Consider the following 11,965-nt stretch of genomic DNA (forward strand, 5'->3'; position numbering starts at 1 on the left):
AGGTTGTTCAGCGCCAGGTAACACACACTGCGCCGGGTAACACACTGCGGAGGTCTCACAGATCATGAGTTTCAAAAGCCCTTATCCCCCTGTCGAGATCTCGGATACGTCGGTCTACGACACGCTGTTCGGGTCGATCCGCGAAGAGGACCTCGATCGGGTTGCTGCGATCGATGCCGGTGCCACCGAGGGCATCACCTACCGCGAATTGATCGCCCGCATCGACGGATTCGCCGGAGCGCTCGCGGCTCGCGGTATCGGTGTCGGTGACGTGGTCGCCTTGCACTCGGCCAACACCTCGGCGTTTGCCTTTGTCTTCCACGGGATCCTGCGTTCCGGCGCCACCGCGACCACCGTCAACGCCCTGTTCACCGCCTCGGACATCGTCAAGCAGCTCAAGGACTCGGGCGCGAAGATGCTGATCACCATCACGCAGCTCGAAGAGCAGGCCAAGGCCGCCGCTGCCGAGGTCGGCCTGCCCGAGAGCGCGGTGATCGTTCTCAACGGTCCCGGTGAGAAAGCCGGCCCGAATCCCAACGCGATCGACTTGCTGGGAGCTGGGCTGCCTGCGCCTGATGTCGACTTCGATCCGGCCACGCATCTTGCGGTGTTGCCGTACAGCTCCGGCACGACCGGCAATCCCAAGGGTGTGATGCTCACGCACCGCAACCTTGTCGCCAACGTCCAGCAGATCCAGCCGTTGCTCAAGATGAAGGCCAGCGACGCCGTCCTGGCGGTGCTGCCGTTCTTCCACATCTACGGAATGACGGTGTTGCTCAACGCCGCTCTGCTCAATCGAGCGAAACTCGTTGTGATGGCGCGCTTCGATCTCGAACAGTTCCTGGCGTCGATCCAGAATTACAAGTGCAGCTACGTGTTCATCGCACCGCCGGTGGCCGTTGCACTGGCCAAGCATCCGATGGTCGACGAATACGACCTCTCGTCGATCGACACCATCATGTCGGGTGCTGCGCCGCTGGACGAGCATCTCGGCAAGGCGGTCGCCAAACGTCTTGGCACACAGGTGATCCAGGGCTACGGCATGAGTGAGCTCAGCCCGGTCAGCCACGTCATTCCGGCCGGCGAAACCGAGGGCCCACAGGCGCCGCTCAACTCGTGTGGCTGGCCCGTCCCCAACACGGTCAACAAGATCGTCGATCCGGTGACCGGCGAGGACATCGACATCCCTGCCGAGGGTGTCAGCGAACCCGGTGAACTGTGGGTGGCCGGTCCCAACGTGATGGTCGGTTATCTGAACAACGATGCCGCGACCGCGGAGACCATCGACGCCGACGGGTTCCTGCACACCGGCGACATGGCCGTCGTCGACTCCAACGGATTCGTCTACATCGTCGACCGGCTCAAAGAACTGATCAAGTACAAGGGCTACCAGGTGCCGCCCGCCGAACTCGAAGCTCTGCTGCTGACCCACCCCGACGTCGTCGATGTCGCGGTCATCGGTGTCATCGAGCCCGAGAGCGGCGAAGAGATCCCCAAGGCGTTCGTCGTCAAGCGCGAGGGCAGCGATCTCACCGGTGACCAGATCATCGAGTTCGTGGGATCGCAGGTGGCTCCACACAAGAAGGTGCGTGCCGTCGAGTTCATCGAGTCGATCCCGAAGAGCGCGGCAGGCAAGATCCTGCGTAAGGATCTCCGCAAGTAGACCTTCACGAAACGCTCCACCAATACGAAGACGCTCCACAAATTTGTGGAGCGTCTTCGTATATCCGGAGCGTTTGCGGTGGGGGTCGGTCGGCTAGACCCTTTCCTTTGCCACGACCGATTCGACGACGTTCTGACGTGTGAACGTGTACGGGATGCACAGCGCGAGCACGGCCGCGAGCAGTGCCGCGGCACTTCCGACGATGAAGACCAGTCGGAATGCAGACTCGGCAGGTACCGGGAAGCCGATTCCGATGTCGACCGTCGACGTCGTGAGCATGGTCGCCAGCAACGCCGACGCGATCGCGGTTCCGATCGAGCGCATCAGCGAGTTCAGGCTGTTGGCCGCAGCCATCTGATGCAGGGGTGCGGCCGACATGATCAACGCGGGCATTGCCGAGTATCCGATCCCGACGCCGGTGCTGACCACCAGATTGCACACCAGGATCTGCCAGGGCTCGAACATGAGGAAGACAGACATCACGTAGCCGAGCGTGATGAACAGGGCGCCGATGAGCAGGGTGAACTTGGGGCCGATGTTGATGTTCAACCGGGCTGACACCGGCGACAGGAACATCATCATCAGACCACCAGGCGCGAGGATCAGACCGGTGGCGATCAGGGACTGGCCCATGCCGTAGTCGGTCAGTCCCGGAATGTGCGGGATCTGCAGCAACTGCGGCGCTGCCAGGCCGATCGCCATCAGGGAGAAACCGAAGAGCACCGACGCGGCGTTGGTGACCGCGATGACCGGCTGAGCGGAGACCCGTAGGTCGACCAGTGGCGATTTCGTGCGCAGCTCGAACCAGCCCCACACCGCCAGCACAACCACGCCCGCGGCGGTCAGACCCAGCGTCAGTCCGCTGGTCCATCCCCAGGTCGAACCCTTCGACACGGCGAGCAACAGGCTGACCATGGCGATGGTGAGTCCCAGGGCGCCGATGACGTCGAACGTTCCGGGGGAGCGGGTCTCGGATTCTCCGACGAACACGAAGACGAGGATGAAGGTGATGATCGCAAGTGCTCCGGAGGTCCAGAACAGGACATGCCAGTCGAAGGTCTGGGTGATCCAGGCGGCCACCGGCATCCCGATCGCGCCACCGACGCCGAGGGTGGCGGACATCGTTGCGATTGCACCGGGAATCCGTGCGGGCGCCAGCTTTTCGCGGAGCAGGCTGATGCCACAGGGGATGATGCCCATGGCCAGTCCCTGCAATCCGCGGCCGATGATCATCGGGAGCACCATGCTCGTCGCCGCACAGACCGCTGAACCGGCGACCATCGCGCCGATGCAGAAGAGGATCACCCGCCGCTTGCCGAACATGTCGGCCAGGCGCCCGGCGATCGGCATCGCAACCGCGGCGGTCAGCAGGGTGGACGTGATGACCCAGGAGGCATTGTCGGGACTCGTGTCGAGATATCCCGGGAGCCGGCCGACAATCGGTACGACCAGGGTTTGCATGAACGACGCGAGCAAGCCGCCGAAGCACAACACCGCGATGAGGACCCGCGGTTCAACCGGCTTGCTGTCTCTTGTGTTCATTACTTGCATCATGCATGCATGTGGGAGCTACAAACAAGTCAGACAGTGAGTCTGATCACCGGGGTGACGGGGGTCGAGCTCAGACCAGCAAGCGGTCCCGAAGCGCCTCGACCTCGGCGTCGCTCACCTGGCACGCCGCCAGATAGTCGGCGAACGATCCGAACTCGTCGGTCATCGCCCCATACGCGGTGTCCAGGAACTCCTCGCGTACACCGAGCAGGTCGGCGGAGATCTCGAAAGGCTCGCCGTCCTTGGCGTCGGCGCCGTACACCCGCATCAAGTGTGCGCGGAGGGCCTCGACATCGTTGTTGCTGGCCAGGTAGTCGGTGTAGATCTCGTCGCGGCGCACGCCCAGGGCGTCGAGGACGACGGCGGTGACCCACCCGGTGCGATCTTTGCCGGCCGCACAGTGGGTCAGGAGGCGCCGATCGGGATCGCCGAGCACCTTGACGGCCGACCTGACGGCGCTCATCGCACCCGGTAGTGCGGGCATCATCCGGTAGACATCGAGCATGTACTGACCACGGGCGGCCGCGTATTCGGCTGACGTCATCTCGTGCGGCGCCTTGCCGTCGCCTCGGCTCAGCCCGAACGGCAGTGCGTGCACCTGGACACCGCCGGGTACCCGGTCAAATCCGCTGCGCTCGGCTTCGGGCAGGTCACGAAGGTCGAACACATCCGTCACCCCCAGCTCGGAGAGCTTTTGGACACCGCTGTCCTCCAGGCCGCTGAGCTCGGAGCTGCGGAACAGGAAACCCGCACCGACGCAACGCCCTTCGTAGGTCTTGAGGTCGGACACATCGCGGAAGTTCCAGGCGCCGGGGAGCATGGCGTCAGTGTAAATGGTCACTGCCACAAGGTGATGACTGTCGAAGTGTCGAGGCTGTGGAAAACTAGTGAACCATGAGCAACGGAACCCTGATCCTGATGCGGCACGGCCAGAGCACGTGGAACGCCTCCAACCAGTTCACCGGCTGGGTCGACGTCCCGCTCACCGAGGAGGGCGAGGCCGAGGCCGTCCGCGCCGGTGAGTTGCTGGTCGAGCACAACCTGCTCCCGGACGTGTTGTACACCTCGCTGCTGCGGCGTGCCATCTCCACCGCGCAGATCGCCCTCGACACCGCCGACCGGCACTGGATCCCGGTTGTCCGGGACTGGCGGCTCAACGAGCGGCACTACGGCGCGCTTCAGGGCCTCGACAAGGCCGAGACCAAGGCGAAGTTCGGCGACGACCAGTTCATGCTCTGGCGCCGTAGCTACGACACCCCGCCACCGCCCATCGAAAAGGGCTCCGAGTACAGCCAGGATGGCGATGTCCGGTATGCGGATCTGCCCGCGGTGCCTTTGACCGAATGCCTCAAAGACGTTGTGGTGCGGCTCATCCCGTACTTCGAGGAGACCATCGCCGCCGACCTGCGGGCCGGTAAGACGGTGCTCGTGGCCGCGCATGGCAACTCGCTGCGCGCCCTGGTCAAGTACCTCGACGGCATCTCCGATGAGGGCATCGTCGGGGTCAACATCCCGACCGGCAACCCGCTGCGGTACGACCTCGACGAAAACCTCAAACCACTCAATCCCGGTGGCGACTACCTCGACCCCGAGGCAGCCAAGGCCGGTGCCGCCGCCGTCGCCGCACAGGGCAACAAATAGCGAACTCTTTTTGCCGATAACCGCAGGGAGTAATTCCCCTGCGGTTATCGCAACCGGGACGCAGAGCTCCAAGTGAGGTCTACTCTGGGTCCATGGTGGGCAAAAACACATCAGAGGTCGGGGAAGATACGCGCACGCCCAACATCAGCGTGTTGCATTCGGTCCCTCAGGAACGTTATGAGATCTACGTCGACGACATGTACGTCGGCTACCTGGACTATGTCAACGAAACCGAACAGGTGGTGTTGACCCATACCGTCGTGCACAACCAGTACAGCGGCCAGGGTTACGCTGCGCACCTGGTCAAATATGTTCTCGACGACATAGCCAAGACCGGGAAAGACGTGGTTCCGCTGTGTTCCTACGTCGGCTATTTCATCGAACAGCACCCCGAATACGCGGCAATGGCGACAGAGGTCACGCGCTGAACGGTCCCGACCTGTATCGGCCGGGGGATTTCGGGAGTGCAAAAGTCGTGACGGCGAAGTTCGGATGAACAACGCCCCAACAACCGCGTGACGACTTGTTATCTGCAGTAGTTGCCAAGCATTCTTCAGAGGTGTTGTGTCGCGCTGCCCGTAAGATTTGCCTGTGACCGTAATTGTTGTCGCAGGAGTGGCCATCCTGGCACTTCTCATCAGTGGGACGGCCGGATGGTTCTTCGGCCGTCGTCGACCAAGGGTGCGTGACCTGCCTCCGGCAGACGCTTCGCAGACCCTGTCGTCACCCGAGTCGACGACGCTGCCGTCGAAGCCCGAACGTCACCCCATGACCCGCGCAACCCTGCTCGACCTCATCGTCGAGGGCGGTGAGACGGGCCTGGCAGTGGTCGACGTGGTGCGCGATGTCGTCTTCTTCAACGAGCGCGCGGTCTACCTCGGGATGGTCCGGGACCATCTGCTCGACGACGACGTCTGGGAACACGCCCAGGTCACCCTGGAGACCGGCGCAATCGAGCAGTTCAGGTTCGTTCCGCCACAGAGTGCCGGTGGTTTCGTCTCGACCGGGCGCAGCCCCGGCCGCAAGGTCCATGCGGTGTCCTGCCGCAGTGGGCTGGTCACCGACGGCCACGAACGCTATGCGGTGGTCTACGGACAGGACGACACCGAGAACGCTCGCGTCGAGGAGACCCGCCGCGACTTCGTGGCCAACGTGTCCCATGAGCTCAAGACGCCCGTCGCCGCGATCGGTCTGCTGGCAGAGGCCCTGATGGAATCGTCCGACGACCCGTACTCGGTCGAGCATTTCGCAGAGCGCGTCCACATCGAGTCGCAGCGTCTGGGCAACATGGTTTCCGAATTGATCGCGCTGTCGCGTCTGCAGGGTGCCGAACGCCTGCCCGACCTCGAGGATCTCGAGGTCGATCCGCTGATCGACGACGTCCTGGACCGGGCGCAGATCAACGCCGAGGCCGCCGGCATCAGGCTGACCGCGGACGACGATTCCGGGCTACACGTCCACGGCGACCACACACTGTTGCTGACCGCCCTGAACAACCTCGTCGCCAACGCCATCGCCTATTCGCCCAGCGGAACCGCGGTGTCGGTCAGTCGCCGGCTGGTGACCGTCGGGGACCAGCAGATGGTGGCGATCGCGGTGACGGACCGTGGCATCGGCATCGAACCCGAGTATCAGAAGCGGGTCTTCGAACGCTTCTTCCGGGTGGACAAGGCCCGGTCCCGCAAGACCGGTGGCACCGGCCTCGGGCTCGCGATCGTCAAACACGTCGCCTCCAATCACGGGGGTGCCATCAACCTGTGGAGCAAGCCCGGTACCGGCTCCACGTTCACCCTCACCATCCCGTTTGTCGCCGAATCGTCCCTCGTGGAGGGACGGCAGACATCCGTCGTCACCAAGCCCGAACCGGCCGCTCCCGTGGTCTTCGAAGAGAAAGAACTGAGCCTTTGACACATGTGCTGATCGTCGAGGACGAGATGTCCTTGGCGGACCCGCTTGCATTTCTGCTCCGAAAGGAAGGGTTCGAAGCCACGATCGTCACCGACGGGGCCAGTGCGCTACCCGAGTTCGAGCGGGTGGGGCCGGACATCGTCCTGCTCGATGTGATGCTCCCCGGCGCTTCGGGTACCGAGGTCTGCAAGGCGATCCGCGCACGGTCGTCGGTGCCGGTGATCATGGTGACCGCCCGCGACAGCGAGATCGACAAGGTGGTCGGGCTCGAACTCGGCGCCGATGACTATGTGACCAAGCCGTATTCGGCGCGGGAACTGATCGCCCGGATCCGGGCCGTGCTGCGTCGCGGCGGTGTCGAGGGCGAGCCCACCGACCTCGACGGTGGGCTGATCGAGGCCGGACCTGTCTCGATGGACGTCGAACGGCACACGGTGTCGGCCAGCGGGAATCCGATCACGTTGCCGCTCAAGGAGTTCGACCTTCTCGAATACCTGCTCCGCAACGCCGGACGGGTGTTGACCAGGGGCCAGCTGATTGATCGGGTCTGGGGTGCCGACTATGTCGGTGACACCAAGACCCTTGACGTCCACGTCAAGCGGTTGCGGTCCAAGATCGAATCGGATCCGGGTAACCCGAAACACCTCGTGACCGTCCGCGGCCTGGGCTACAAGTTCGAGCCCTGATCGCGCCGGGGTGCGGCTCTGTTGCCCAGAGCCGCACAATTCCGGTCGCTCAGGAGTGTTCTTCGGGATGCTGGGCGTACTTGATGTCGCCCTCTTGACGCTTGGTGGCGGCTGCGGTGGCGGGATGTATGGCGATGAGCCCCAGCGCGCTGCGCCGGGAACAGATCTTGGCCAGTTCCTCGTATGCCGGCTCGCCGATCAGTGCGATCAGCTCCGGCCGATACGACTGCCAGACCTGCTTTTCGCCGATGTGCGCATCGGGTGACCCCGAGCAGTACCACTGGAGATCGGCACCACCTGATCCCCAGCCGCGCCGGTCGAACTCGGTGATCGTGGTCTTGAGCACTTCTTCGCCGTCGGGACGCTCGACCCACTGCTGTTCCCGCCGGACCGGCAGTTGCCAGCACACCTCCGGCTTGACCTCGAGCGGTTCGATGCCCTTGCGCAGAGCCATGGAATGCAGTGCGCAACCCTGGCCGCCGGCAAAACCGGGGCGGTTGAGGAAGATGCAGGCACCCTTGTACTTGCGGGTCTTGAGGGCGGGCTCGCCGTCGAGATCGTCCTCCTCGAGATAGCCGCGTTTGCCCAAAGGGTTTTTGCCAGAACCCTTTTCGTAGAACTGCCAGTCGGCGGGGGTCAGCTGCGCCATGCCCTTGGCCAGAATCTCGCGGTCGTCGTCGTCAGAGAGATAGGCGCCATGACTGCAGCACCCGTCGCTCTCGCGGCCCTCGATGATGCCCTGGCAGGCGGGGGTCCCGAAGACGCAGGTCCAGTGCGACAACAGCCACGTCAGGTCTGCATTGATGAGGTGTTCGGGGTTCGAGGGGTCGACGAACTCGTACCACTCACGTGGGAAGTCGAGAGGAACTTCGGGTTTCGGCGCGATTTTCGAGGCTGCGTGCACAAACGCCAACGGTAGACGCATTAGGTTGTAGAGCGTGCGTTTAGGAGTGCTAGATGTCGGGAGCAACACAGTCCACCTCTTGGTGGTCGATGCGCATCGGGGCGGTCACCCGACCCCGATGAGTTCGACCAAGTCGACATTGCGGCTTGCGGAGCAGATCGACGGTGATGGCAGGCTGACCCGGCGCGGCGCCGACACCCTCGTCGACGCGGTCGACGAGTTCACCAAGATCGCCTACACCTCGGGCTGCGAGCAGGTGATGGCCTTTGCCACGTCCGCGGTCCGGGACGCCACCAACTCGGACGAGGTACTCGATCGGGTCCAGGCGCAGACCGGTGTCCGTCTGACGGTGCTCTCCGGCGTCGACGAGGCCCGTCTGACGTCGCTGGCGGTCCGTCGCTGGCATGGCTGGGGTGCCGGACGGATCCTGGCCGTCGACATCGGTGGTGGCTCTCTGGAGCTCTCCAACGGCGTGGACGAGGAGCCGGACGTTGCGCTGTCGTTGCCGCTGGGCGCCGGGCGGCTCACCCGCGAGTGGCTATCTGAGGATCCGCCGGGTCGTCGCCGGGTTGCTGTGCTGCGGGATTGGCTCGATGCAGAACTGGCCGTTGCGTCCAAACAACTCATCGCGGCCGGACGACCGGACATGGCCGTCGGCACCTCCAAGACCTTCCGTTCGCTGGCGCGACTCACCGGAGCAGCGCCTTCCAGCGCTGGACCTCGCGTCAAGAGGACACTTACGAGCGATGGTCTACGACAGTTGATCGCGTTCATCTCCCGGATGACCGCATCGGACCGGGCCGAGCTGGAGGGAGTGAGTGTGGACCGTGCTGGACAGCTGGTGGCGGGCGCACTCGTGGCCGAGTCCACCATGCGGGCTCTGTCGATCGATACCCTGGAGATATGCCCATGGGCCCTCCGTGAAGGCGTGATCTTGCGCAGGCTGGACCTCGAGTCCAGTGATGCCGAATTGCCGGCGGGCCAACGCTAAGGATGGTGAAGTAACTCATGGCCAGAGGAATGGATCCCGAATCGCGTCCCATCTCGGTTGCCGAGCTCTTGGCACGTGCCAAAGAGCAGGGCGCCGATGATGTGGCCTCGGCCGTCGGGAGTTCGCCTGCCGCTACCGGGCGTCGTCGCCGTGGCGGCAAGGATTCGGTGTCGGTTGCGGAGTTGACCGGAGAGATTCCCCGGGTGACCGCCCAGCCGAAGGCTGCTGAGGTGTCCCGGCCGAAGGCTGATTCGTCGTCGACGCCGCCGAAGGCAGAGCAGGCACGACAATCGGAGAACGGCACACAGCCTTCGACGCTGCCGCCGACCCGGGACTTCAGCACAACGGAGGTCTCGAAGCGGGCAGCGGCCGCAGCGGAGTCCGGCGTCAAGCCGACACCGGGTGCGCCTGATCGGCCTGCGCCGCTGGGCGCAAAGCCGGCGACTGCCGATTCGGGGACCGAAGGCGCGCCGGGGTCCGGATTCACTGATGCTTCCGCCGTCACATCGGTCCAGGTTGCGGCCGAACAGGATTCGGCGGCCACCCGATCGACTTCAGGCGACGCCGATGAGGAAACGACCGGCGTCATCCCGTCGATGCAGGCGTACTCGCAAGTGGACGACAGTGACGATGATCATCGCGTCCTGAGCGCCGCCGAGCGGGAGCGAGAGTTCGAGCGGTACCGGAATTTCGAAGACGTCGAGACCGGTGAAGGGCCCGGCGCTGCGACGGCGGGTGGCAAGAAGAAGAAGCGGGGCCTGTTCGGCTTCGGCCGTAAAGCCGAGACCGCGACGACGCCGGTTGTCGGTGACGATGTCGACGACCACTCGGATCGGACTGTGACGCAGTTCATTCCGAAGACGGATGACAAGTCCGGGGCGACTGGGCCAGTGCCCGAGGCGCCGGCGACGGAACGTGAACCCGCACCGGCACCGGAAGAGGTGTCGAAGCCGCGGGAGCAGGCCGCAGATGATCGTTACCTCCGGTTCGACACAGATGCCGACACCGCCGCCTCCGATGTCACTGCGGACGATGACATCGCCACGGCAAAGTCGGTCGAGGTCGCCGATGAATCGCCGACGTCAGAGATCGGACGGGTTCGCGGCACCGAGGCAACAGGCGCTGACAAAGCTGCTGCGGTGGACGCCGGTTCCGACCGGGACGACGTCGTCAAGACCTCGCTCATCAAACATGGCTCCGAGTCGAAGGATTCGGAACGCGAGTCGGCCACCCCGACATCGGTTGCGGCGGAGGAGCAGTCCCCGACTGTCCAGTGGGTGGTGCTCATCGGTCAGGTGTTGGCCGGACTTGCCGTCGGCGTGGCCCTGTTCTGGGGTTTCACCGAGTTGTGGCGCTGGAACGTCCTGTTCGCGCTGATCCTCTCCGTGGCGGTGATTTTCGGATTGGTGACGCTCGTTCACGTCGTCCGTCGTAGCAACGATCTGATCAGCACCCTGCTGGCGATGGGTGTGGGATTGCTGGTGACGATCGGTCCACTTGTCCTGTTGCTGATTGCCGGGGACTGAAACCAGGTGCCGGCGCAACTCCCGCCCGAGAACATCTCCGCCGGCCTGCCGAACGTGAGTCCGAGTCGTGAAGCCTCACCCCGCGACATCTCGATGGGTCGGCCGAACGTGAGTCCGAGTCGTGAAGCCTCACCCCGCGACATCTCGATGGGTCGGCCGAACGTGAGTCCGAATCGAGAGCCCTCACCCGGCGATATCTTGGAGGGGCTGCCCAGGGTGAGTCCGCATCCTGAACTCCCACGCGGCGACATCGCGGTGGGCCTGTCGACCGCTTCGGTGTATCCGCAGAACACCGAAGCGGCATTCCAGTACGCCGCCGACCTGGGCTATGACGGTATCGAACTGATGGTCTGGGCCGATGCCGCGAGCCAGGACATCACCCGGGTGGCGCGGCTGTCGGAGCACTATCAACTGCCGGTCCTGTCCGTACATGCGCCGTGTTTGCTGATCTCGCAGCGGGTCTGGGGCCGGGACCCCGCGGCGAAACTGGCCCGTTCGGTGGCTGCTGCCGAGGATCTCGGAGCCAAGACCGTGGTGGTCCATCCGCCGTTCCGGTGGCAGCGGAAGTATGCGAACGGATTTCGTGACCTGGTGCAGATCCTCGAGGACGACTCCGATGTCGCCATCGCGGTGGAGAACATGTTCCCGATCCGGACCGACCGGTTTTTCGGCAAGTACGAGGAGGCGGCGGATCGGATGTTGCGTCGCGGTGGGGGACCGGGCACCTCGGTGTCGGCCTTTGCCACCTCGATCGATCCGACCGACGATGGCTTTGCGCACTACACACTGGATCTGTCCCATTCGTCGACGGCGGGCGTCGACGCGATCGAAATGCTCGAACGGATGGGTTCGGGCCTGCGCCACCTCCATCTGGCCGATGGCTCGGGCGCCGCAGTTGACGAACATCTGGTCCCCGGTGAAGGTTCGCAACCCTGTGTGGAAGTGTGTAGTCGACTGGCCGCTGGCGACTTCTCCGGTTCGGTCATATTGGAAGTCAGCAGCAGTGCGGTGAACACCAAAGCGGAGCGTCGCGAGATCCTTTCCCGCTCACTGGATTTCGCAAGAAGAAACCTCGAGCGGGCGTAACCACAGGAG

General features: G+C 64.1%; 11 protein-coding genes. 8 read left to right on the plus strand and 3 right to left on the minus strand.

From position 1 onward, the window contains the following. The first annotated feature begins 64 nt into the window (after positions 1-64). The gene (locus tag AC1D75_RS07280) at positions 65-1,663 is read left to right on the plus strand and encodes an AMP-binding protein (RefSeq protein ID WP_495514612.1); all 1,599 of its coding nucleotides are present in this window, start codon (positions 65-67) and stop codon (positions 1,661-1,663) included. A 93-nt stretch (positions 1,664-1,756) separates the two neighbouring features. On the opposite strand, the gene AC1D75_RS07285 is transcribed toward AC1D75_RS07280, so the two are convergent. After that, positions 1,757-3,205, minus strand: a complete 1,449-nt coding sequence (locus AC1D75_RS07285) for an MFS transporter (RefSeq protein WP_495514613.1) — start codon at positions 3,203-3,205, stop codon at positions 1,757-1,759. Positions 3,206-3,284: 79 nt separating this feature from the next. Continuing rightward, on the minus strand, positions 3,285-4,055 hold the full coding sequence (locus AC1D75_RS07290) for a tyrosine-protein phosphatase (RefSeq protein WP_495514614.1): 771 nt from the start codon (positions 4,053-4,055) through the stop codon (positions 3,285-3,287). Between the two features lie 53 nt (positions 4,056-4,108). On the opposite strand from AC1D75_RS07290, the gene AC1D75_RS07295 reads away from it, so the two are divergent. The 4 genes from AC1D75_RS07295 (at position 4,109) to AC1D75_RS07310 (ending at position 7,449) form a co-directional block, all read left to right on the plus strand. Further along, positions 4,109-4,855 (plus strand): phosphoglyceromutase, encoded by a 747-nt coding sequence (locus AC1D75_RS07295; protein ID WP_495514615.1) that lies wholly within the window; start codon positions 4,109-4,111, stop codon positions 4,853-4,855. Between the two features lie 92 nt (positions 4,856-4,947). After that, a complete protein-coding gene (locus AC1D75_RS07300) occupies positions 4,948-5,283 on the plus strand; it encodes a GNAT family N-acetyltransferase (RefSeq protein ID WP_495514616.1) in 336 nt (111 codons plus the stop codon). 163 nt (positions 5,284-5,446) lie between these two features. After that, complete coding sequence (locus AC1D75_RS07305) at positions 5,447-6,763, plus strand: sensor histidine kinase (protein WP_495514617.1); 1,317 nt, start codon at positions 5,447-5,449, stop codon at positions 6,761-6,763. Next, positions 6,760-7,449: a winged helix-turn-helix domain-containing protein gene (locus tag AC1D75_RS07310; RefSeq protein ID WP_495514618.1), complete on the plus strand. Its 690-nt coding sequence runs from the start codon at positions 6,760-6,762 to the stop codon at positions 7,447-7,449. The genes AC1D75_RS07305 and AC1D75_RS07310 overlap by 4 nt, the downstream gene beginning before the upstream one ends. Before the next feature lie 49 nt (positions 7,450-7,498). Here the strand turns inward: AC1D75_RS07310 and AC1D75_RS07315 are convergent, their stop codons facing one another. After that, entirely contained in the window at positions 7,499-8,374 is an 876-nt protein-coding gene (locus tag AC1D75_RS07315; RefSeq protein WP_495514619.1) for a DUF3109 family protein, read from the minus strand. Between the two features lie 13 nt (positions 8,375-8,387). Here AC1D75_RS07315 and AC1D75_RS07320 point away from each other — a divergent pair, with 13 nt between their 5' ends. The 3 genes from AC1D75_RS07320 (at position 8,388) to AC1D75_RS07330 (ending at position 11,956) form a co-directional block, all read left to right on the plus strand. Further along, a complete protein-coding gene (locus AC1D75_RS07320) occupies positions 8,388-9,344 on the plus strand; it encodes a Ppx/GppA family phosphatase (RefSeq protein WP_495514620.1) in 957 nt (318 codons plus the stop codon). A gap of 17 nt (positions 9,345-9,361) precedes the next feature. Further along, positions 9,362-10,870: an Rv0497 family membrane protein gene (locus tag AC1D75_RS07325; RefSeq protein ID WP_495514621.1), complete on the plus strand. Its 1,509-nt coding sequence runs from the start codon at positions 9,362-9,364 to the stop codon at positions 10,868-10,870. 216 nt (positions 10,871-11,086) lie between these two features. Next, a complete protein-coding gene (locus tag AC1D75_RS07330; RefSeq protein ID WP_495516002.1) occupies positions 11,087-11,956 on the plus strand; it encodes a sugar phosphate isomerase/epimerase family protein in 870 nt (289 codons plus the stop codon). Positions 11,957-11,965 lie beyond the last annotated feature (9 nt).

Source organism: Williamsia sp. Y712 (assembly GCF_059445525.1).

Bases quoted from the DNA above. Each gene is read 5' to 3' on its own strand.
- AC1D75_RS07280 (WP_495514612.1), top strand. From the start codon at position 65: ATGAGTTTCAAAAGCCCTTATCCCCCTGTCGAGATCTCGGATACGTCG.
- AC1D75_RS07285 (WP_495514613.1), bottom strand. From the start codon at position 3,205: ATGAACACAAGAGACAGCAAGCCGGTTGAACCGCGGGTCCTCATCGCG.
- AC1D75_RS07295 (WP_495514615.1), top strand. From the start codon at position 4,109: ATGAGCAACGGAACCCTGATCCTGATGCGGCACGGCCAGAGCACGTGG.
- AC1D75_RS07300 (WP_495514616.1), top strand. From the start codon at position 4,948: ATGGTGGGCAAAAACACATCAGAGGTCGGGGAAGATACGCGCACGCCC.
- AC1D75_RS07315 (WP_495514619.1), bottom strand. From the start codon at position 8,374: ATGCGTCTACCGTTGGCGTTTGTGCACGCAGCCTCGAAAATCGCGCCG.
- AC1D75_RS07325 (WP_495514621.1), top strand. From the start codon at position 9,362: ATGGCCAGAGGAATGGATCCCGAATCGCGTCCCATCTCGGTTGCCGAG.